The 19918-nt window shown below is 71.6% G+C and carries 18 protein-coding genes and 1 tRNA gene; 10 read left to right on the top strand and 9 right to left on the bottom strand.

Annotation, left to right across the window (positions count from 1 at the left end; translation table 11 throughout):
* Positions 1–108: 108 nt before the first annotated feature.
* The 5 genes from ADL34_RS09490 to ADL34_RS09470 all read right to left on the bottom strand — a co-directional run bounded on the left by ADL34_RS09490 (position 109) and on the right by ADL34_RS09470 (position 6105).
* A complete protein-coding gene (locus ADL34_RS09490; RefSeq protein ID WP_062665982.1) occupies positions 109–1584 on the bottom strand; it encodes a peptidoglycan D,D-transpeptidase FtsI family protein in 1476 nt (491 codons plus the stop codon).
* The gene (locus ADL34_RS09485; RefSeq protein ID WP_062665983.1) at positions 1581–3023 is read right to left on the bottom strand and encodes an FtsW/RodA/SpoVE family cell cycle protein; all 1443 of its coding nucleotides are present in this window, start codon (positions 3021–3023) and stop codon (positions 1581–1583) included. The genes ADL34_RS09490 and ADL34_RS09485 overlap by 4 nt, the downstream gene beginning before the upstream one ends.
* Before the next feature lie 27 nt (positions 3024–3050).
* Positions 3051–4625: a Stp1/IreP family PP2C-type Ser/Thr phosphatase gene (locus ADL34_RS09480; protein WP_062666078.1), complete on the bottom strand. Its 1575-nt coding sequence runs from the start codon at positions 4623–4625 to the stop codon at positions 3051–3053.
* A 90-nt stretch (positions 4626–4715) separates the two neighbouring features.
* Positions 4716–5231 (bottom strand): FHA domain-containing protein FhaB/FipA, encoded by a 516-nt coding sequence (locus tag ADL34_RS09475; RefSeq protein ID WP_062665985.1) that lies wholly within the window; start codon positions 5229–5231, stop codon positions 4716–4718.
* A 10-nt stretch (positions 5232–5241) separates the two neighbouring features.
* Positions 5242–6105 (bottom strand): FhaA domain-containing protein, encoded by an 864-nt coding sequence (locus tag ADL34_RS09470; protein ID WP_062665987.1) that lies wholly within the window; start codon positions 6103–6105, stop codon positions 5242–5244.
* Between the two features lie 581 nt (positions 6106–6686).
* Between ADL34_RS09470 and ADL34_RS09465 the strand changes: the two genes are divergently transcribed.
* Positions 6687–6770: transfer RNA gene (locus tag ADL34_RS09465), tRNA-Leu, on the top strand.
* A gap of 139 nt (positions 6771–6909) precedes the next feature.
* Here the strand turns inward: ADL34_RS09465 and ADL34_RS09460 are convergent.
* Positions 6910–7560, bottom strand: coding sequence for an FMN-dependent NADH-azoreductase (locus tag ADL34_RS09460; RefSeq protein ID WP_062665989.1), 651 nt, complete (start codon positions 7558–7560; stop codon positions 6910–6912).
* 157 nt (positions 7561–7717) lie between these two features.
* On the opposite strand from ADL34_RS09460, the gene ADL34_RS09455 reads away from it, so the two are divergent.
* The 4 genes from ADL34_RS09455 to ADL34_RS09440 all read left to right on the top strand — a co-directional run bounded on the left by ADL34_RS09455 (position 7718) and on the right by ADL34_RS09440 (position 11240).
* A complete protein-coding gene (locus tag ADL34_RS09455; protein ID WP_062665991.1) occupies positions 7718–8080 on the top strand; it encodes a winged helix-turn-helix transcriptional regulator in 363 nt (120 codons plus the stop codon).
* Between the two features lie 256 nt (positions 8081–8336).
* The gene (locus ADL34_RS09450; RefSeq protein ID WP_062666080.1) at positions 8337–9788 is read left to right on the top strand and encodes a DUF2252 domain-containing protein; all 1452 of its coding nucleotides are present in this window, start codon (positions 8337–8339) and stop codon (positions 9786–9788) included.
* A 112-nt stretch (positions 9789–9900) separates the two neighbouring features.
* Positions 9901–10815 carry a hypothetical protein gene (locus ADL34_RS09445; protein ID WP_062665993.1) on the top strand — a complete coding sequence of 305 codons (915 nt, stop codon included), beginning with the start codon at positions 9901–9903 and terminating at the stop codon, positions 10813–10815.
* Positions 10816–10892: 77 nt separating this feature from the next.
* On the top strand, positions 10893–11240 hold the full coding sequence (locus ADL34_RS09440; RefSeq protein ID WP_062665995.1) for a rhodanese-like domain-containing protein: 348 nt from the start codon (positions 10893–10895) through the stop codon (positions 11238–11240).
* Positions 11241–11277: 37 nt separating this feature from the next.
* On the opposite strand, the gene ADL34_RS09435 is transcribed toward ADL34_RS09440, so the two are convergent.
* Positions 11278–12411: an acyl-CoA dehydrogenase family protein gene (locus ADL34_RS09435; protein WP_062665996.1), complete on the bottom strand. Its 1134-nt coding sequence runs from the start codon at positions 12409–12411 to the stop codon at positions 11278–11280.
* Between the two features lie 206 nt (positions 12412–12617).
* Between ADL34_RS09435 and ADL34_RS09430 the strand changes: the two genes are divergently transcribed.
* Genes ADL34_RS09430 through ADL34_RS09420 form a run of 3 tightly spaced genes read left to right on the top strand, consistent with a single transcriptional unit; the run spans position 12618 to position 15363 of the window.
* Positions 12618–13376 (top strand): DUF5819 family protein, encoded by a 759-nt coding sequence (locus ADL34_RS09430; protein ID WP_062665998.1) that lies wholly within the window; start codon positions 12618–12620, stop codon positions 13374–13376.
* The gene (locus ADL34_RS09425; RefSeq protein WP_062666000.1) at positions 13373–14599 is read left to right on the top strand and encodes an HTTM domain-containing protein; all 1227 of its coding nucleotides are present in this window, start codon (positions 13373–13375) and stop codon (positions 14597–14599) included. Before ADL34_RS09430 ends, ADL34_RS09425 begins: the two co-directional genes overlap by 4 nt.
* Positions 14596–15363 carry a TrmH family RNA methyltransferase gene (locus ADL34_RS09420; RefSeq protein WP_062666002.1) on the top strand — a complete coding sequence of 256 codons (768 nt, stop codon included), beginning with the start codon at positions 14596–14598 and terminating at the stop codon, positions 15361–15363. The genes ADL34_RS09425 and ADL34_RS09420 overlap by 4 nt, the downstream gene beginning before the upstream one ends.
* On the opposite strand, the gene paaN is transcribed toward ADL34_RS09420, so the two are convergent.
* Positions 15348–17054: a phenylacetic acid degradation protein PaaN gene (paaN, locus tag ADL34_RS09415; RefSeq protein ID WP_062666004.1), complete on the bottom strand. Its 1707-nt coding sequence runs from the start codon at positions 17052–17054 to the stop codon at positions 15348–15350. The two genes, ADL34_RS09420 and paaN, sit on opposite strands and share 16 nt — an antisense overlap.
* 160 nt (positions 17055–17214) lie before the next feature.
* On the opposite strand from paaN, the gene ADL34_RS09410 reads away from it, so the two are divergent.
* Positions 17215–18738, top strand: a complete 1524-nt coding sequence (locus tag ADL34_RS09410) for a 3-hydroxyacyl-CoA dehydrogenase (RefSeq protein WP_062666006.1) — start codon at positions 17215–17217, stop codon at positions 18736–18738.
* Positions 18739–18757: 19 nt separating this feature from the next.
* Positions 18758–19348: a TetR/AcrR family transcriptional regulator gene (locus ADL34_RS09405; protein WP_062666008.1), complete on the top strand. Its 591-nt coding sequence runs from the start codon at positions 18758–18760 to the stop codon at positions 19346–19348.
* Between the two features lie 27 nt (positions 19349–19375).
* Here ADL34_RS09405 and ADL34_RS09400 read toward each other — a convergent pair whose 3' ends face one another.
* On the bottom strand, positions 19376–19861 hold the full coding sequence (locus ADL34_RS09400) for an Lrp/AsnC family transcriptional regulator (protein WP_062666010.1): 486 nt from the start codon (positions 19859–19861) through the stop codon (positions 19376–19378).
* Positions 19862–19918 lie beyond the last annotated feature (57 nt).

Here is a 19918-nt window from a genome sequence, read left to right as displayed (position 1 = left end):
GTCCGGGCATACCGTACCCGGCTCATCCTGCGTGACCTGGCCAAGCCCGTAACCCGATACAGGACCGGTATCGCAACGTGCACCGATGTGAAGGGGACGTGAGCGGGGTCACTTCTTGCTGTTGATGACCGCCTCCATGACGCTCTTCGCGATGGGCGCCGCCAGACCGCCGCCGGAGATGTCGTCACGGACGGCGTTCTCGTCCTCGACCACCACGGCCACGGCCACGGGCGCGCTGTCGTCGACCTTGGCGTAGGAGATGAACCACGCGTAGGGGTTCTCGCTGTTGTCCACGCCGTGCTGCGCGGTACCGGTCTTGCCGCCGACGGTGGCGTTCGGGATCTGCGCCTTTTGGCCGGTGCCCTTCTCGACGACCGTCTCCATCATCGACTGCAGGATCTGGGCGTTCGCGGCCGACAGCGGCCTGCCCAGCTCCTCCGGGTCGGTCTTCTCGATGGCGTCCAGGTTGTGCGTCTGGAGCTCGTCCACCATGTACGGCTTCATCAGCGTGCCGCCGTTGGCGACGGCGGAGGCGACCATGGCCATCTGCAGCGGCGTCGCGGCGGTGTTGAACTGGCCGATGGAGGACAGCGCGGTCTGCGAGGGGTTCATGTCGTCGGAGAAGACGGAGGCGGTGGCGCGGACCGGGGTGAACTGCTCCTCGGTGAAGCCGAACGCCTTCGCGGTCTCCAGCATCTTCTCGTTGCCGAGGTCCGCCCCGACCTTGCCGAAGACGGTGTTGCAGGAGTACTGCAGGGCGACCCGAAGCGTCGCGTTCTTGCAGGGGATGTTGCCCTCGTTGGGGAGCTTGGTGTTCGTCCCCGTCATGACCCACGGGTCGGGGGAGTCCGTCTTCTCGTCCGCGTCCTTGTAGAGGCCGTGCTGCAGGGCGGCGGCCGCGGTGACGACCTTGAACGTCGAGCCGGGCGGGTAGACCTCGCGCAGCGCCCGGTTGAGCATCGGGTCGGCGGCGTTGTTCTTCTTCTGCAGGCCCGTCCACGCCTTGGTGTCGGTCGTCGTGGAGTTGCCCGCGAAGGACGACGGGTCGTACGACGGGAAGGACGCCAGCGCCAGGATCTTGCCGGTGGACGGCTCGATGGCCGCGACGGCACCCTTGCCGCCCTGCGCCTTCAGGCCGTTGTACGCGGCCTTCTGCGCGGCGGCGTTGAGCGTGGTGACGACGTTGCCGCCCTTGTTCTCCTTGCCCGTGATCATGTCGAGGGTGTTGCGGAAGAACAGGCGGTCGTCGTTGCCGGTGAGGATGCCGTCCTCGATGGACTCCAGCTGCGTGGCCCCGAAGGCCTGCGAGGCGTACCCGGTGACCGGCGCCCACATGGGGCCGTTGGTGTACGTCCGCTTGTACTTGAAGTCGCTGCCGCTCGTCTCCTTGAAGCCGGTGATGGCCTTGCCGTCGACGATGATGTTGCCGCGCGGGGTGCTGTAGCGCTCGATGATGACGCGACGGTTGTTCTTGTCGGTCCTCAGCTCGTCGGCCTGGACGTACTGGATCCAGTTGTCACGGATCAGCAGGGCCAGAACGAGGAGTCCGCAGAAGATCGCGATCCGGCGTAGGGGCTTGTTCATGACGGGCGGACCACCTGGGTCATCTCGGCGTCGGGGTTGGGCGCCGGGGCCGGCGCGGGACGGCGGGCCGTATCGCTGATCCGGAGCAGGATGCCGATCAGGGCCCAGTTGGCGATCACGGAGGAACCGCCGTACGCCACGAAGGGCAGCGTCATACCGGTCAGCGGGATGAGACCCATGACACCGCCGGCGACGACGAAGACCTGGAGGGCGAAGGCGCCGGACAGGCCGACGGCCAGCAGCTTGCCGAAGGGGTCGCGGGCCGCGAGGGCCGTGCGAACGCCGCGTTCGACGATCAGGCCGTAGAGCAGCAGGATCGCCATGACGCCGGCCAGGCCGAGCTCCTCGCCGAAGGTGGCGAGGATGAAGTCGGAGTTGGCGGCGAAGCCGATGAGGTCGGAGTTGCCCTGGCCGAGGCCGGTGCCGAGGGTGCCGCCGGAGCCGAAGGCCCAGAGGGCCTGCATGGCCTGCTCGGTGTGACCGAGCGCGCCCGACCGACTGAGCTTGAACTCGTTCGCGGGGTCGAGCCAGGCGTTCACACGCGTCTGGATGTGGGGCTCGAAGCTCGCCACACCGACGGCGCCGACCGCGGACATCAGCAGACCGAAGACGATCCAGCTGGTCCGCTCGGTGGCGACGTACAGCATGATGACGAACATCCCGAAGAACAGCAGGGACGTACCGAGGTCGGTCTCGAAGACCAGGATCAGGATCGAGATCATCCATACGACGATGATCGGTCCGAGGTCGCGGCCACGGGGCAGGTACAGGCCCATGAAGCGGCGGCTGGCCAGCGCAAGGGCGTCTCTCTTGACCATGAGGTAGCCGGCGAAGAAGACCGCGAGGACGATCTTCGCGAACTCGCCGGGCTGCAGCGTGCCGAGGCCGGGGATCTTGATCCAGATCTTGGCGCCGTAGACGTTGGCGCCGAGTCCGGGCACCAGCGGCAGGAGCAGGAGGAACAGCGCACCCGCCATGGAGATGTAGGTGTAGCGCTGCAGGACGCGGTGGTCCTTGAGGAAGATCAGCACGGCCACCAGCAGGGCCACGCCCATGGCCGAGTACAGCAGCTGACGCGGTGCCGCCTCGACGAACGTCTTGCTCGCCTGGAGACGCTTCGACTGGTCCAGGCGCCAGATGATGACCAGCCCGAGCCCGTTCAGCAGGGTCGCCAGCGGGAGCATCAGCGGGTCCGCGTACGGCGCGAACTTGCGTACGGCGAGATGGCCTATGCCTGCCAGCAGGCCCAGGCCGATGCCGTAGGCGAGCAGGCCGGCCGGCACTTCGTCGTTGATCGCCAGACCCACGTTGGCGTAGGCGAACACCGGGATCACGACCGCGAAGACCAGCAACCCGAGTTCGGTGTTGCGGCGGCTCGGCGCTCCGATGGCGCCGATCGTGGACGTGTGGTGCGTCGGCGAGTTCGTAGTACTGCTCATCGTGTGACGGGGCCTCTCACGGCTTGCCTACTGCGTACCGCAGTTCGAGACGACCTTCTGCTCTTCCTCCGAGAGGGTCGGGCCGGGGCTTGGCGTCGCAGTCGGTGTCGGGGAGGTGGACGAGGGAGGTGAAGTGGACGAGTTGGGCGACGGCGTCGATGTCGCCTTGGACGTGAGGGAGGTGCGGGTGGTTCCCGTGGTGCCTCCGGCCTCGCCCTCACCCGTCTTCGCGTTCTTCTCGCTCTCGGCGGCCTGGCGGTCGGCCCGCTTCTTGCACGCGGACGCCTGCAGCGCCAGTTCGTCGATCTTCGCCTGGGCGTCCTTGAGACCGCCTTCGGCGATGGTCGCCTCGACCAGCTTCTGCTGGTAGGGCGGCAGGTACTTGAGTTCGATCTCGGGGTGGTCCTTCTCCACCTTCGACAACGACACCCAGGCCAGGTCCTGGCTGATCCCGCGGTACAGCGCGACGTGCTCGTCGTTCGTGCCGACGTAGTACTGCGTCTGCGTCCAGCGGTAGCCGCCGTACATGCCGCCGCCGATGACGGCGAGCGCGAGGACCGTGTAGAGGGATCTCTTCAGCCACTTGCGGCCCTTGCCGGGCTTGACGAAGTCGTCGTCGGTGTAGGCGCCGAAGCCGTCCGTCGGCGCATAGCCGGTGGTGTCGCCGGAGCCGGGCGGGCCGAACTCGCCGCCCCCGCCCTGGCCGGGCACCTGGCGGCCGAGCCCGGAGGCGCGGCCCGCGGGCGTCTGCATGATGCCGTTGTCGTGCGGGTGGTGCTGCTGGTTCTCGGCGACGGCGCCGACCACGACCGGGGTGTCGGAGAGCTGCCCGGCGAGGGTGTCCCCGGTGTCCAGGTCGAGGACGTCCGCGACGATCACCGTGATGTTGTCGGGGCCGCCGCCGCGCAGGGCGAGCTGGATCAGCTCCTGGACCGTCTCCTGCGGGCCCTGGTAGCTGGCGAGGGTGTCCTCCAGGGTCTGGTGGGACACGACGCCGGACAGGCCGTCGGAGCAGATCAGGTACCGGTCGCCGGCGCGGACCTCGCGGATCGACAGGTCGGGGTCCACATGGTCGCCGCTGCCCAGTGCGCGCATCAGGAGGGAGCGCTGCGGGTGGGTGGTGGCCTCTTCCTCGGTGATCCGGCCCTCGTCGACCAGCCGCTGCACCCAGGTGTGGTCCTGCGTGATCTGGGTGAGGACGCCGTCGCGCAGCAGGTACGCGCGCGAGTCGCCGACGTGGACGAGGCCGAGGCGCTGTCCGGTCCACAGCAGGGCGGTGAGTGTGGTGCCCATGCCCTCCAGCTGCGGGTCCTCCTCGACCATCGAGCGCAGCTGGTCGTTGGCGCGCTGCACGGCGGTGCCGAGCGAGGTGAGCAGGTCGGAGCCCGGGACGTCGTCGTCGAGCGCCACGATCGTGGAGATGGCCTCGGAGGAGGCGACCTCGCCGGCGGCCGCGCCGCCCATGCCGTCGGCGATGGCGAGCAGGCGGGGCCCGGCGTATCCGGAGTCCTCGTTGCCCTCCCGGATCATGCCTTTGTGCGATCCGGCGGCGAAGCGCAGTGACAGACTCATGCGCACCTCGCCCGTCGGCTCCGGGTACATCCGCACGGTGCCCACCCTCCGGTCGGGAGCGCGCCGGGGCCCTGGGTGGGGGCCACCGCTGCGTGCTCGCTCCGCTCGCTCATGTTCGTACTACTTCCGCAGCTCGATGACGGTCTTGCCGATGCGGATCGGCGCGCCCAGCGGAACAGGCGTGGGGGTCGTCAGCCGCGTTCGGTCGAGGTACGTGCCGTTGGTGGAGCCAAGGTCCTCGACGATCCACTGGCCGTCGCGGTCCGGGTAGATCCTGGCATGCCGGCTGGATGCGTAGTCGTCGTCCAGCACGATCGTGCTGTCGTGCGCCCGGCCCAGGGTGATCGTCTGGCCCTGGAGGGCGACGGTGGTGCCGGTGAGCGTGCCCTCGGACACGACCAGCTTGGTGGGGGCGTTGCGGCGCTGGCGGCCGCCGCCCTGCTGGCCGCGCTGCTGTGGCGGCGCGGCGGCCTGGCGGGCGGCCTGCTGCTGCCGTCCGGCCTCTCGCCTGGACCCGCGCTGGGTGACACGCGTACCGAACAGGTCGCTGCGGATGACCTGCACGGCCACGATCACGAACAGCCACAGTACGGCCAGGAAACCCAGCCGCATGACCGTGAGGGTCAGCTCTGACATTGCCCCCGCTTCACCCTTCGGCTTGCCGGTAAATGATGGTGGTGCTGCCCACGACGATCCGCGAGCCGTCGCGGAGCGTAGCGCGGGTGGTGTGCTGCCCGTCCACCACGATGCCGTTGGTGGACCCGAGATCCTGGATCGTCGAGGGCGTTCCGGTCCGGATCTCGCAGTGCCGGCGGGACACGCCGGGGTCGTCGATCCGCACGTCGGCGTCGGTGCTGCGGCCCAGCACGAGCGTGGCGCGGGAGATCTGGTGGCGGGTGCCGTTGATCTCGATCCAGTAGCGGGTGCGTCCGCCGGGTGCCGGGGCGGCGGGAGGACGCGCGCCGCCGGCGGGCTGCGGGTAGCCGTAGCCGCCGGGACGTCCGCCGGGGGGCGGAGCGGCCGGCATCGGCGGGGCGCCCGTGGGCGCGGCGGCCGGCGGGTAGCCGTAGCCGCCCGGGGCGCCGGGGCGTCCGGCCGGGGCGGGCCGCTGGGGGCCGCCGGCCTGCTGGTCGGTGGAGCCGGCGAGGGTGCGGCTGCGCACCCGGTACAGGCCGGTGTCGAGGTCGTCGGCCTTCTCGAGGTGGACCTTGATCGGACCCATGAAGGTGTAGCGCTGCTGCTTGGCGTAGTCGCGGACCATGCCCGCGAGCTCGTCGCCGAGCTGGCCGGAGTAGGGGCTCAGCCGCTCGTAGTCCGGTGTGCTCAGCTCCACGATGAAGTCGTTGGGGACGACCGTGCGGTCGCGGTTCCAGATCGTGGCGTTGTTGTCGCACTCGCGCTGCAGCGCTCCGGCGATCTCCACGGGCTGCACCTCGGACTTGAACACCTTGGCGAAGGTGCCGTTGACCAGACCTTCGAGACGCTGCTCGAACTTCTTCAGGACTCCCATGGGGCACCTCCTCCGTCGTTGCCTACGTCCTGCATCCCGCGGGGCGGGTACTGCCTTACCTGGTACTGCTTACTGATCGTATCCACGCGCCGGTCGATCGGCTGGTTCCCCCTGTCGGCCCGGTCGACAGGTGTCGACGCCCTCGAAGTTCCCCTGGGAGGTCCCCTTCGAACTCCTCATGGGCGGTGTCCTGCCATGGATCGTAGAGGGGGCCGCAGACCAGTGTCCCGCACCTGACCGCGGACCCCGGTCCCGTCCTGGGGAGATGCGCGGTACCGGTACGAGGTTGATACGTGAACAAGTTCTCGTCGATACGGAGCGAACGGGGCTGTGGCCTGGCCGTGGCCTCGCCGTGGCCCGGTGGCGTGGCCGGCGAACGTGGCCCTCGCCACGCGCGTGGGTGGGGCGGCCGTCGGGTCAGGACGCGACCGCGCTGGTGGGCGCGCGCATGTCGTCCGTACGCCGGTCGCACGGCGGCTGCCTGGGGATAAGGGATGTGAATCCACCCTGGCGAGCGTGCTAATGTTCTGGGTGTCGGAAGGCGCCGGACCGCACGGAAAGGCCCTGAAGACACACCCAATGCGCGGGTGGCGGAATAGGCAGACGCGCTGGATTCAGGTTCCAGTGCCCGCAAGGGCGTGGGGGTTCAACTCCCCCCTCGCGCACAGACGAAGAGGCGGCACCGTTCACACGGTGCCGCCTCTTCTGTTGTGTTCACCACGTGGCCGCCGCGCTGGACGGGCCGACGGCTGTCCCTGACGACCCGTCCTGTGATGAACCTCTCAGGTCGGAAGCCCGCGGGCGTCAGGCCGCGAGGCGCTGCACCAGGGACTTGGCCGTCGTGGCGGCCTCGTCGAGGGCGCGCTGGCGCGAGGCCTCGAAGAGGGGGACCAGGTCGGCCATCTTCGGGTCGGCCGGGGCCATGGTGAGCTCCGGCACGATGAACGTGAGGTCGGCGCCGAGGAAGTCCTTGAAGATCGCCGACAGGTAGTTCTGCACGTACTCGTACCCCTCGCGCGGGCTGCCCGGGCCGTACGCGCCGCCGCGGCTGGCGACGACGGTGACCGGCGTGCCCTTCAGTGGCTGGACCTCGCCGACGGTGCGGCCCATCAGGATCACGTTGTCCAGCCACGCCTTGAGCGTCGACGGGATCGCGAGGTTGTACATCGGCGCGCCGACCAGGAGGGCGTCCGCGGACTCCAGCTCCTCGATCAGCTTCACGCGCTCCGCGAAGGCGGCGGCCTGGTCGGGGGTGTGCGTGGCCGGGTCGGCGAAGCCGGCGGTGTGGGCGGCTGCGGAGATGTGCGGCACCGGGTGCGCGGCGAGGTCGCGGTGGATCACCGTGCCGCCGGGGTGCTGCTCCTCCCAGGTGCGCCGGAAGGCCTCGGTGACGGTGCGGGACGAAGAGATACCGGTCGGAAAGACCGAGGAGTCGATGTGCAGAAGGGTGGCCATGACGTCTCCAGGATGAGGATCAAAAGGGCATAGGGGGGTGATCTGCCGCCATGAGGGTTGAGCTTTCCTCAGGGGCTCTAACTTCGTACATGACTATGGATAACACAGTCACTTACTTTTTTTCATCCCCACACGGAAGGCCAGTACTCTTGAAGGCATGGCGGGTGAGGAGAGTCACGACGTAGCGAGCTGCAAGCGGGTGGATGAAGGCATCACCCGCGTCTTCCAGCTGCTCGGCAAGCGCTGGACCGGACCGATCGTCTCGGTGCTGACCGCAGGCCCCGCCTACTTCGTCTCCCTGCGCCGGGCCATCCCCGGGATCAGCGAGCGCATGCTGTCCGACCGGCTCACGGAGCTGACGCAGGCGGGGCTCGTGGTGCGCGAGGTGTACGAGGGGCCGCCGTTGCGTGTGGTGTACCGCCTGACGGAGGCCGGTGCCGCGCTGGAGCCCGCGCTGACGGAACTGGGGGGCTGGGCGATGAAGCATCTGCCGGAGAAGGACCGGCCCGGCAACTGCTGACGGTGCCGATGGTGCGTCCCGGGTACGTCCGAAGTACGTCCCGGGTGTCCGAGGTGCGCCGGGTGCGTCCCGGGTATGTCCGGGGGGCGGGTCTGCGCGGATCCGTACGGGTCCACACGGGTCCCCTCATTCCACAGGCCCGGAGTTGTCCACAGGCCCTGACGCCTTTCGGCCACCCGCTGTACGGTCGGCACGAGTTGATGTTCGTGCGGAACGCCGGAGTGCGGGAGCGCGGGATGTGGGGGAGGCGGTCGTGATGGCCGAGGTCGTTGCCGAGCGCGCGGCGGGCGCGGTCGAGTCGGGGTCGGATCCGGGCACGGGCGTCGCGCGACTGCCGCAGGTGCGCGGGTTCGCCGACCGGGGCGCCGGGGGTACGTCCAAGGCGGAGGGGAAGTCGCTGCGCGCGCGGTTGCCGCGGACGGAGCACGCCCGCTTCGACGTGGACGCCGCCCGCCCGGACGCCGTGGCCGCCGTCGAGGAGTCGAACCTCGGCCGGATCGCCGAGCTGACTCCGATACGGGTGGGCCGGATGGCGGCGACGCCGTTCGCCTTCCTGCGCGGTTCCGCCGGGCTCATGGCGTACGACCTGGCCCGCACGCCGGTGACCGGGATCGGCGCGCAGATATGCGGGGACGCGCACGCGGCGAACTTCGGTCTGTACGGCGACGCGCGCGGCGGCCTGATCATCGACCTGAACGACTTCGACGAGACCCTGTGGGGCCCCTGGGAGTGGGACCTGAAGCGGCTCGCGACCTCGCTGGTGCTCGCGGGCCGGGAGGCCGGCGCGGACGAGGACGTCTGCCGCCTGGCGGCTCGGGACGCGGTCGGCGCCTACCGGCGCACCATGCGCCTGCTCGCCCGGCTCCCTGTGCTCGACGCGTGGAACGCCATCGCGGACGAGGAACTCGTCTCCCACACCGACGCCCATGACCTGCTCGGCACCCTGGAGCGGGTCGCGGAGAAGGCCCGGGCCAACACGAGCGGCCGTTTCGCTGCGAAGTCGACGGAGCGGACCGAGGACGGCGGATGCCGGTTCGTGGACGCGCCGCCTGTGCTGCGCCGGGTCGGGGACGCGGAGGCGGCGGCGGTCGTGGCGTCGCTGGAGAGCTATGTCACGACGCTCCCCGAGGACCGGCACCCCCTGCTGGCGCGGCACGCGGTGCACGACGTGGCGTTCCGGGTCGTGGGCACCGGCAGTGTGGGCACGCGGTCCTACGTCGTCCTGCTCCTGGACCACCGCGGTGAGCCCCTGGTCCTCCAGGTGAAGGAGGCCCGCACGTCGGCGCTGGTCCCGCATCTGCCGGCGGCCGGTTTCGAGGCGCCGGCGCCGGAGCACGAGGGGCGGCGCGTGGTGCTCGGGCAGAAGCGCATCCAGGTGGTCAGCGACGTGCTGCTGGGGTGGACGACCGTGGAGGGGCGGCCCTTCCAGGTGCGCCAGTTCCGCAACCGCAAGGGCAGCGTCGACCCCGCGGCGCTGGCCGCCGACCAGATCGACGACTACGCCCGGATGACCGGCGCACTGCTGGCCCGCGCCCACGCGCACAGCGCCGACCCGCGGCTGATCTCCGGCTACTGCGGCAAGAACGAGGAGCTGGACGAGGCGATAGCCGCCTTCTCCGTCGCCTACGCCGACCGCACCGAGGCGGATCACGCCGACCTGGTGGCGGCCGTGCGGTCGGGGCGGATCGCGGCGGAGCTGGGGGTGTGAGGGGACCGGAGCCGGGAGTGCGAGGGGGCCGGAGCCTGGGGTGTGAGGGGCTGGCGGCGGGCGGAGCGGCGGTGTTCGAACAGCCGGCGGCCGGGTGGCCTACGCTGGGCGGGTGACTACGCCGGAAGCTGAGCAGTCCCAGGCCGAGACCGCCGACGCGGCGGCGCCCGGCGGTGCCGAGGTGCCCGCCGGCGACACGACCGCGCAGGACGGTGGGGCACGGCCCGAGGAGCGGCTGGAGAAGGCCGTACGGGCCGCCGAGCAGGCGTTGATCGAGTACGAGATCGCGGTGGAGACCTTCCGCGTCGAGGTCGACAACTTCTCGCGGCTGCACCACCAGAAGCTCGGCCCGATGTACGCCCGGCTCGACGAGCTGGACGCCCGGATCGCCGAGGCGGTCGCCGCGCGCACCGGCGACCCCGAGGACATCCGCAAGGCCGACGAGGCGCGGGCCCGGGTGATGCCGATGCCCGGCGTCGAGGAGCTGTTCCACGGGTGGATGGACGACTCGGGGCTGTTCCCGGAGGCCGTGGCGATGCTCACGGACCAGCCGGTGCGGCCGCCGCAGCGGGTGCGTCCCAGCGACGAGGCACGCAAGCTCTACCGCGAGCTGGCCCGCAAGGCGCACCCCGACCTGGCCCAGGAGGCCGGTGAGCGGTCCCGGCGCGAGGAGTTCATCACCCGCGTCAACGCGGCCTACGCCCGGGGCGACGAGGCGCTGCTGCGCGCGCTGGCCGAGGAGTGGGCGGCGGGGCCCAAGCCCGCGGAGCAGGGGCCGACCCCGGCGGAGGAGCTGTACGCCCGCCTGGAGTGGCTGTCCCAGCGCAAGGAGATGCTCACCCTGGTCGCGAAGGAGCTGGAGGAGAGCGCGATCGGGGCGATGCTCCGGCTGGCTCCCGACGACCCCGACCGCCTCCTCGACGAGATCGCCGAGCAGCTGCTGGCGCAGGTCGCCGAGCGGGAGTCGGAGCTGGCGTCGCTGCTCGCGCGGGCGGACGGCGGCCCTGCGGACGGTACGGGCGCCTGAGAGGGCCTGACCGGGGCGTGAGAGCGCGGTGGCCCGTGCGGCCGCGGCGCGGGGTGCGGGTCGGGTAGCGTCGGAGTATGCATTTCGGATCTGGCGTACCGGCGGTCGAGGTCACGGACCTCAAGGACGACGACTTCCTGCTGGACGTCCGCGAGGACGACGAGTGGCAGGCGGGTCACGCCGAGGGCGCCCTGCACATTCCCATGAGCGAGTTCGTGGCGCGTTACGGCGAGCTGACCGAGGCCGCCCCGCAGGACGGGCGGGTGCATGTGATCTGCCGTTCGGGCGGGCGTTCGGCGCAGGTCACGATGTATCTCGCCCAGCAGGGCCTCGACGCGGTGAACGTCGAGGGCGGCATGCAGGTGTGGGCCGCGTCGGGGCGTCCCGTGGTGACCGACGAGGGCCGGACGGGGCACGTGCTCTGACGCGTCGTGGCGGTCCGGCCGGCCGTCACGGTGGTTCTCACCCCAGGGGGTGGGCCGCCAGCAGGTCGCCGAGGGTCTCTTCGTGGGCCGCGGCCGGGCCGAGCGAAAGTTCCAGGTGCTTGGCCCAGGCGTGGTAGCGGTGCAGCGGGTAGTCGACGTCGGCGCCGAAGCCGCCGTGCAGGTGCTGTGCGGTCTGGACGACGCGCCGGACGCCGTCCGAGGCCCAGATCTTGGCCACGGCGACGTCCCCGGCGGCGGGCAGGGCGCCCGGCGCCCCCGAGCCGATCCGCCAAGCCCCCTGCCACAGCGTGGCCTCCATCGCGCAGAGGTCGATGTAGCGGTCCGCGCACTGCACCGCGACCGCCTGGAACGTCGCGACGGGATGCCCGAACTGTTCGCGCCCTGCGGTGTAGGCGGAGGTCATGCGGAGGACCTGTTCGCCCAGGCCGAGGGCGAGCGCGCAGGTGCCGGTGGCCAGCAGCTGCCGTAGCCACTCCCAGGCGTCCGGGGTGTCCATCACGTCCCGTGCGGTGATCCGCACCGCGTCCAGGCGCAGTTCCCCCAGCCGTTCGCCGCTGGTGGAGAACTGTTCGGCGAGCGTCAGGCCCGCGGTCTCGCGCGGTACCACCGCGAGGACGGTGCGGTCGGCGGGGGTACGGGCCGGGACGACGACGAGATCGGCGTCGTGGGCCCAGGCGATCGCCGTCTGTGTCCCGTCGAGCAGCCAGTCCCGGCCGTCCGGCCGGGCGGTGACGGCGAGTTCGGCCGGGCCGTGCCCGGTGCGGCCGTGCGCGGCGACGGTCAGGACGAGGTCCCCGCGTCCCGCCCGGCGCAGGACGCGGTCCTTGAGCTCCCCGGTGCCGAACGCCTGGACGGCGGCCGTGGCGGCGCAGCTCTCCAGCAGCGGCACGCGTGCCAGTACCTTCGCGGACTCGCGCAGGACGAGGCAGAGCGCGATCGGGTCGAGGCCGGCCCCGCCGTACTCCTCCGCGAGCAGCAGGCTCAGCAGGTCCGCCTCCGCCAGCCGGTCCCACAGGGTGCGGTCGAAGCCGTCGGCGACGGCGCCGGGCACCAGGGCGGGCGAGGGCACCGCGTCGGGCGTGACGCCGGCGAACACCCCGCGGGCCGCCTCGGCCGCCGCCTGCTGCTCCTCGCTGAAGGTGAAGTCCACGGTCCCTGCCCTCCGCACGTCCGGCACGGTGATCTGACGGAGCGTCAAGATAGAACAGGTTCTAGAAGAAGGGAATGCCCTCTGCCGGACCCCCGTATGGTGTGGGCAACGGCGGCCCGGCAGGGGCTGTGCCCGGCGGCCAGGCCTGAGTACCGTTCCCGTGCGACGCCTGGGCAGGACCGACCGGAATCGGGAGACGGGGCAGGATGGACGCGCACGAGGCAGGCTCGGCCGTGCGGCACGGGCCCGGCGGGGAGCCGCACGACGCTCCGGCCGTCGACGTGCCCCCGCCCCCGCCCGAACCGGAAGCGGAACCCCGTGCGGGAGTGGCCGCGCTCTCCCTGCGGTACCAGATCGCCGCGGCCCTCGCCCTCGCGGTCGTGGCCATCACCGTCTGCGTCCACACCGGCATGGTCTTCCTGCACGTCGCGCCGTCGAACACGGTCACCAAGCAGCACGGCCAGGCGATAGACGACTGGATATACCCGGAGTTCGAGCAGAACTGGAAGCTGTTCGCGCCCAATCCGCTCCAGCAGAACATCGCCGTCCAGGCCCGCGCCAGCGTGGCGACGGCCGACGGCCGGATCCGCACCACCCGCTGGCACGACCTGTCCGCCGAGGACGGCCGGGCCATCGACGGCAATCCGCTGCCCAGCCACACCCAGCAGAACGCGCTGCGCCGGGCCTGGGACTTCTTCGTCGCCACGCACGACGCCGAGAACCGCCCGGTGGGTTTGCGCGGGGCGCTCTCCGAGTCCTATCTGCGGCGGATCGTCGAGCTTCGGCTGGGCCGGGAGGACGTGGCCGGTGAGGGCGGCGCCGTGGAACGCGTCCAGGTGCGATCCCGCACCACCAACGTGCGCCCCCCGAAGTGGAGCGACGAGCGGGTCTCCGACCGGCCCACCTACCGTGTGCTGCCCTGGTGGCGGATCCCGGAGACGCATGAGCGGGAGGACGCCCGGTGAACCGCGTCTCCCTCGCCGTCTCCGCCGCCATCGCCCGGGTGACCGAGTCCGCTCTCGGCCCGTACCAGACGGCCGTGATCCGTATCGGGTTCACGGCGACCTGGCTGCTGTTCCTGCTGCGGGAGTTCCCGCACCGCCAGGAGCTGTACGGGCCGGACGGCCCCTGGGACTTCGGCCTCGCCCAGCAGCTCGTCGGGACGAACGGGGCGTTCACCGCCCTGATGTGGTCGGGGAGCCAGGTCTGGTTCGAGACCGTCTACGCCTTCGCCGTGCTGACGTCGGTGCTCCTCCTGCTCGGCTGGCGCACCCGGACGATGTCCGTGCTGTTCATGGTCGGGGTGCTCTCGCTGCAGAACCGCTCGGTCTTCGTGGGCGACGGCGGCGACAACGTGCTGCACCTGATGTGCGTCTATCTGGTCTTCACCCGCTGCGGCCAGGTCTGGTCGCTGGACGCGCGCCGGGCGCGCCGCGCCGGTGAGGCACGCGCGCGCGGCGAGCATGCCGGCCCCGACCGGGTGGGCCCCGTGCTGTGGGCGGTGCTCGGTCTCGTGCTGGGCGCGGTCACCGCCGTGGGCCGGCTCGACGGGGACCCGACGATCCCGGTGATCCTGTGGGCGGTGTGGCTCGGCACGGCCCTGTGGTGGGTGGTGGACCGCCGGGCGCGCACCGACCAGCCGCGCATCCTGCTCGACGTCGTCGGGAACATCGCGCACAACGGCGCCCTGCTCGTGATCATGGCGGAGGCGTGCCTGATCTACGCGACCGCCGGCTGGTACAAGATCCAGGGCTCCCGCTGGCAGGACGGCACGGCCGTCTACTACCCGCTGCACCTGGAGTACTTCTCGCCCTGGCCGGGCCTCGCCGACCTGCTGTCCGCCAGCGGCACGATGGTCATGCTCATCACCTACGGCACGGTCCTCGTCCAGGTCGCCTTCCCGTTCACCCTGTTCCACCGCAGGGTGAAGAACGTCCTGCTCGCCGCGATGATGACCGAGCACGCCGTGATCGCGGTCGTGCTCGGGCTGCCGTTCTTCTCGCTGGCGATGATCGCGGCGGACGCGGTGTTCCTGCCGACGCCGTTCCTGCGCCGGGTCGGCGCGGGGGCGGATCGCGCCCGGGCCCGGCTGGCGCGGACGGTCCGGCGCCGCGACGACGGGACGCGGGTGCCGGAGCCGCGCACCCCGGAGGACCCGGAGCCGGCGCACGTAGGCTTCACGGCATGACCGACTCCGCCCCCGGTGCCGTGCGTGTCTGGCACCGCCTCTCCGGCACGTCCGTCCTGCTCGACGGCTTCCACGCCCTCAAGCACGCCGTCCGCTTCGGCGCCGAGGTCCCGGTGGCGGTGGCCGTCGACCGCGAGGCCGCGCTCGCCCTCGCCGAGGAGCTGGCCCCGGACGTGCGGGACGCCCTGGACGGGCTGCTGACCGAGGTCACGGAGACGGAGTACGCCGCGCTCGTGCCGCGCCCGCACCCCACCGCGGTGGCCGCGCTGGCCGTACGCCCGTCCCGCGAGGCCAACCTGGCGAGGCTGGCGCGGACCGGGCGCAACGCCCCGGTCGTGGTCCTCGACGACCCGCGCCACCTCGGCAACGCGGGTGCCGTGATCCGGCTGGCCGCCGGGTTCGGCGCGACCGGCGTGGTCACCACCGGAACCCTGGACCCCTGGCACCCGACGGTCGTGCGCGGCGGGGCGGGCCTGCACTTCGCCACGGCCGTGGAACGGCTGGCCGTGGCGGAGCTGCCGCCGGGTCCGCTGTTCGCGCTGGACCCGGAGGGCGACGACATCCGGGGGGTGGAGATCCCGGACGACGCCGTCCTCGCCTTCGGGTCCGAGCGCAGCGGTCTGTCGGCCGCGCTACGCGCGCGGGCCGACCGCTCGGTGGCGCTGCCGATGCGCCCCCAGGTCTCCAGCTACAACCTGGCCACCAGCGTGGCGATGACCCTGTACCACTGGAGTCTGACCGGCGAGGCTCAGGACAGGCCCTGAGCCTCGCGGCGCACCTCGACGACACGGAAGCGGTTGGCGACGAACGCGCCGTCGCACAGGGCCGCGTTGGCGGCCGGGTTGCCGCCGGAGCCGTGGAAGTCGGAAAACGCGGCCGTCTGGTTGACGTACACGCCGCCCGTGAGGTTCAGCGACAGCTGGGCCGCCTCCTCCAGGCACACCTCCTGCACGGCCTGCTCGACCTCCTCGTCGGTGGTGTACGCCCCGACGGTCATCGCGCCCTTGTCGCGCACCGTGCGCCGCAGCAGCTCCACCGCGTCGGCCGCCGAGTCGACGGCGACGGCGAAGGACACCGGCCCGAAGCACTCGCTCATGTAGGCGGCCTCGTCGTCGGGCTTGGCGCCGTCGAGCTTCACGATGACGGGGGTGCGCACGACCGCGCCCGGGAAGTCCGGGTGGGCGATCTCCCGTGAGGCGAGGGCGACTTCGCCGAGACCGGGGGCGGCCTCCAGCCGGGACTTCACGTCCGGGTTGACCAGGGCGCCGAGGAGGGCGTTCGCGCGGGCGTCGTCGCCGAGGAGGCCGTCGACCGCGCGCGCGAGGTCGGCGACGACCTCGTCGTAGGTCTTGGGGCCCTGGTCGGTGCGGATGCCGTCGCGCGGGACGAGCAGGTTCTGCGGGGTGGTGCACATCTGGCCGCTGTACAGGGACAGCGAGAACGCCAGGTTGGAGAGCATCCCCTTGTAGTCGTCCGTGGAGTCCACGACGACCGTGTTGACGCCGGCCTTCTCCGTGTAGACCTGCGCCTGGCGGGCGTTGGCCTCCAGCCAGTCGCCGAACTCGGTGGAGCCGGTGTAGTCGATGATCCGGATCTCGGGGCGGGTCGCCAGGGTCTTGGCGATGCCCTCGCCGGGGCGCTCGGCGGCCAGCGCGACCAGGTTGGGGTCGAAACCGGCCTCGGTGAGCACCTGACGCGCGACCTGGACGGTGAGTGCGAGCGGCAGCACCGCGCGCGGGTGCGGCTTGACCAGGACGGCGTTGCCGGTGGCGAGGGAGGCGAACAGGCCCGGGTAGCCGTTCCACGTCGGGAAGGTGTTGCAGCCGATGAGCAGGGCGATGCCGCGCGGGACGGGCGTGAACCGCTTGTTCAGCGCCAGCGGGTCGCGCTTGCCCTGGGGCTTGGTCCACTCGGCGTTGTCGGGGGTGCGGACCTGCTCGACGTACGCGTAGGCCACCGCCTCCAGGCCGCGGTCCTGCGCGTGGGGGCCGCCCGCCTGGAGCGCCATCATGAACGCCTGGCCGGAGGTGTGCATGACCGCGTGGGCGAGCTCGTGGGTCCGGTCGCTGATCCGCTTGAGGATCTCCAGACAGACCACCGCGCGCGTCTCGGCGCCCGCGTCCCGCCACTGCCGCATGCCGGCGCGCATGGCCGGGAGCAGCTCGTCGAGGTCGGCGTGCGGGTACTCCACGCCCAGCTCGATGCCGTACGGGGAGACCTCGCCGCCGACCCAGTCGTCCGTGCCGGGCTGGCCGAGGTCGAGGCGGCTGCCGAGGACGGCGTCGAAGGCGGCCTTGCCGGCCGCCGCGTCCAGGCTGCCGTTCTCCCCGTAGGCCTTGGGGTGCTCCGGGTGCGGAGACCAGTAGGCGCGGGTACGGATCGCCTCCAGGGCCTGGTCGAGAGTGGGCCGGTGCTTGGCGATCAGCTCGTGGGCGGTGAGTTCGGCGGTGGCCATGCGGGACCAACTCCTCGTTTCCTGAGCTCTCCGTCGAGCTCATGACCTGGGCAGAAACATGGGCAGGAACAGGCGGTCAGAGTTAGAGTAACCGAACGATCGGTCGGTTCAAGGGGGTCCGCCGCATCTGTGGAAAACCCCGTGCGGGAGGATCGCGCCCATGACAGCACTCGACCTCAGCAGCCCCGTGGCCGTCGTCGGCACCGGCACCATGGGCCAGGGCATCGCCCAGGTCGCACTGGTCGCGGGGCATCCCGTACGGCTGTACGACGCCGCCCCGGGGAGGGCGCGGGCCGCCGCCGACGCCATCGTCGCCCGGCTGGACCGGCTCGTGGAGAAGGAGCGGCTGACCGGCGCGGACCGCGACGCGGCGCGGGACCGGCTGCGGCCCGCCGAGTCGCTCGGCGACCTCGCGGAGTGCGCCCTGGTCGTCGAGGCCGTCCTGGAGCGTCTCGACGTCAAGCAGGAGCTGTTCCGCGAGCTGGAGGGCATCGTCGGCGAGGACTGCCTGCTCGCCACCAACACCTCGTCCCTGTCGGTGACGGCCATCGGCGGCGCGCTGGCCAACCCGGGCCGGTTCGTCGGCCTGCACTTCTTCAACCCCGCGCCGCTGCTGCCGCTGGTCGAGGTCGTCTCCGGGTTCGCCACCGACGTCACGTCGGCCACGCGCGCGTACGAGACGGCCCGCGCGTGGGGCAAGACGCCCGTGGCCTGCGCCGACACCCCCGGCTTCATCGTCAACCGGATCGCGCGGCCCTTCTACGCCGAGGCGTTCGCGGTGTACGAGGCGCAGGGCGCCGACCCGGCCACCATCGACGCGGTGCTGCGCGAGTGCGGCGGCTTCAGGATGGGCGCCTTCGAGCTGACCGACCTGATCGGGCAGGACGTCAACGAGTCGGTGACGCACTCGGTGTGGGAGTCCTTCTTCCAGGACGTGCGCTTCACGCCCTCGCTCGCCCAGCGGCGCCTGGTCGAGTCGGGCCGGCTCGGCCGCAAGACCGGGCACGGCTGGTACGACTACGCGGACGGGGCCGGCGGCGGGCGGCCCGAGCCGCACACCGCCGAGCCCGGCCGCACGCCGGCCCACGTCGTCGCCGAGGGCGATCTCGGCCCGGCCTCCGAGCTGCTGGCGCTGATCCGTGAGGCCGGCATCCAGGTGCGCGAGGAGGACGAGGACCACGGCACCCGCCTGGTGCTGCCGAGCGGCGGCCAGCTCGCCCTCGCCGACGGGCAGACCTCGGTGGAGTTCCGCGACGTCGTGTACTTCGACCTCGCCCTCGACTACCGGCGGGCCACCCGGATCGCGCTGTCCGCCTCCCAGGACACCTCGCCGCAGACGCTCGCGGAGGCCACCGGGCTCTTCCAGGCGCTCGGCAAGGACGTCAGCGTCATCGGCGACGTCCCCGGCATGATCGTCGCCCGGACCGTGGCGCGGATCGTCGACCTGGCGCACGACGCCGTCGCCAAGGGCGTCGCCACCGAGGAGGACATCGACACCGCGATGCGCCTGGGCGTCAACTACCCCCTCGGCCCCTTCGAGTGGAGCCGCAGGCTGGGGCGCAACTGGGCCTACGCCCTCCTCGACGACCTGCACCTGCGCGACCCGTCGGGCCGCTACGCCCCGTCCCTCGCGCTGTACCGCCACGCCTACGCCTCCGACAAGCGCCAGGGCGGCTCCTCATGACCCGGGAGGGCAGCACCCCATGACCACTGCCAAGCGCGACACGTACACGCCGGAGACCCTGCTCTCCGTCGCCGTCCAGGTCTTCAACGAGCGCGGCTACGACGGCACCTCCATGGAGCACCTGTCCAAGGCGGCCGGCATCTCCAAGTCGTCGATCTACCACCATGTGACCGGCAAGGAGGAGCTGCTGCAGCGTGCCGTCAGCCGGGCCCTGGACGGTCTGTTCGGCATCCTCGACGAGGAGCACGCGCGCACGGGGCACGCCGCCGACCGGCTGGAGTACGTCGTACGCCGCATGGTCGAGGTGCTGATAACCGAGCTGCCGTACGTGACGCTGCTGCTGCGGGTGCGGGGCAACACCGACACCGAGCGGTGGGCGCTGGAGCGGCGCCGGGACTTCGACCACCGGGTCGCCGCGCTGCTGAAGGCGGCCGCCGCGGACGGCGAGGTGCGCGCCGACGTGGAGGTGCGGCTGGCCACCCGGCTCGTCTTCGGCATGATCAACTCGATCGTCGAGTGGTACCGGCCGGACGGCCGCGGCACGAGTCGGCGCGAGGTCGCCGAGACGGTGGTCCGCCTGGTCTTCGACGGGCTGCGCAAGGCCGGCTGACCGGCCCGCGGGGGCCTACGCGCGTGGTCAGCCCTGCGGCTCCAGGTCCTCCTCCTCGAAGACCAGCAGGGTGCGGGTGCTGAGCACCTCCGGGATCGCCTGGAGCCGGGTGAGGACCAGCTCGCGCAGGGCCCTGTTGTCGGGGGTGTGCACCAGCAGCAGGACGTCGAAGTCGCCGCCGACCAGGGCGATGTGGGAGGCGCCGGGCAGCCTGCGCAGCTCCTCGCGGACCGTGCGCCAAGAGTTCTGGACGATCTTCAACGTGATGTAGGCCGAGGTGCCGTGGCCCGCCCTCTCGTGGTCGACGCGGGCGCCGAAACCGCGGATCACGCCGTCCTCGACGAGCCGGTTGATGCGCGCGTAGGCGTTGGCCCGGGAGACGTGCACCCGCTCGGCGACCGACCGGATCGAGGCGCGGCCGTCCGCCTGGAGCATCTGGAGGATGTCCTGGTCTATGGCGTCCAGCGGACGGACGGGCGGCCGGAGAGGACCTCCCCCGTCGTCTTCGGCCATTTGTTCAGAGTCCATGTCCCCCCACCCTCCTCGCGTGGACGTCCTGCGTTCATTGGA

The sequence above is a fragment of the Streptomyces sp. NRRL WC-3605 genome (assembly GCF_001509795.1).
In the GTDB taxonomy this organism is placed as follows: Bacteria; Actinomycetota; Actinomycetes; order Streptomycetales; family Streptomycetaceae; genus Streptomyces; species Streptomyces viridochromogenes.
Note: the sequence above shows the minus strand (reverse complement) of the source record. Positions and strands in the feature narration are given on the sequence as shown.

Bases quoted from the DNA above. Each gene is read 5' to 3' on its own strand.
- ADL34_RS09485 (WP_062665983.1), bottom strand. From the start codon at position 3,023: ATGAGCAGTACTACGAACTCGCCGACGCACCACACGTCCACGATCGGC.
- ADL34_RS09440 (WP_062665995.1), top strand. From the start codon at position 10,893: ATGCATTTCGGATCTGGCGTACCGGCGGTCGAGGTCACGGACCTCAAG.
- ADL34_RS09455 (WP_062665991.1), top strand. From the start codon at position 7,718: ATGGCGGGTGAGGAGAGTCACGACGTAGCGAGCTGCAAGCGGGTGGAT.
- ADL34_RS09400 (WP_062666010.1), bottom strand. From the start codon at position 19,861: ATGGCCGAAGACGACGGGGGAGGTCCTCTCCGGCCGCCCGTCCGTCCG.
- ADL34_RS09405 (WP_062666008.1), top strand. From the start codon at position 18,758: ATGACCACTGCCAAGCGCGACACGTACACGCCGGAGACCCTGCTCTCC.
- ADL34_RS09490 (WP_062665982.1), bottom strand. From the start codon at position 1,584: ATGAACAAGCCCCTACGCCGGATCGCGATCTTCTGCGGACTCCTCGTT.
- ADL34_RS09475 (WP_062665985.1), bottom strand. From the start codon at position 5,231: ATGTCAGAGCTGACCCTCACGGTCATGCGGCTGGGTTTCCTGGCCGTA.
- ADL34_RS09450 (WP_062666080.1), top strand. From the start codon at position 8,337: ATGGCCGAGGTCGTTGCCGAGCGCGCGGCGGGCGCGGTCGAGTCGGGG.
- ADL34_RS09430 (WP_062665998.1), top strand. From the start codon at position 12,618: ATGGACGCGCACGAGGCAGGCTCGGCCGTGCGGCACGGGCCCGGCGGG.
- ADL34_RS09480 (WP_062666078.1), bottom strand. From the start codon at position 4,625: ATGTACCCGGAGCCGACGGGCGAGGTGCGCATGAGTCTGTCACTGCGC.
- paaN (WP_062666004.1), bottom strand. From the start codon at position 17,054: ATGGCCACCGCCGAACTCACCGCCCACGAGCTGATCGCCAAGCACCGG.
- ADL34_RS09460 (WP_062665989.1), bottom strand. From the start codon at position 7,560: ATGGCCACCCTTCTGCACATCGACTCCTCGGTCTTTCCGACCGGTATC.
- ADL34_RS09470 (WP_062665987.1), bottom strand. From the start codon at position 6,105: ATGGGAGTCCTGAAGAAGTTCGAGCAGCGTCTCGAAGGTCTGGTCAAC.
- ADL34_RS09410 (WP_062666006.1), top strand. From the start codon at position 17,215: ATGACAGCACTCGACCTCAGCAGCCCCGTGGCCGTCGTCGGCACCGGC.
- ADL34_RS09420 (WP_062666002.1), top strand. From the start codon at position 14,596: ATGACCGACTCCGCCCCCGGTGCCGTGCGTGTCTGGCACCGCCTCTCC.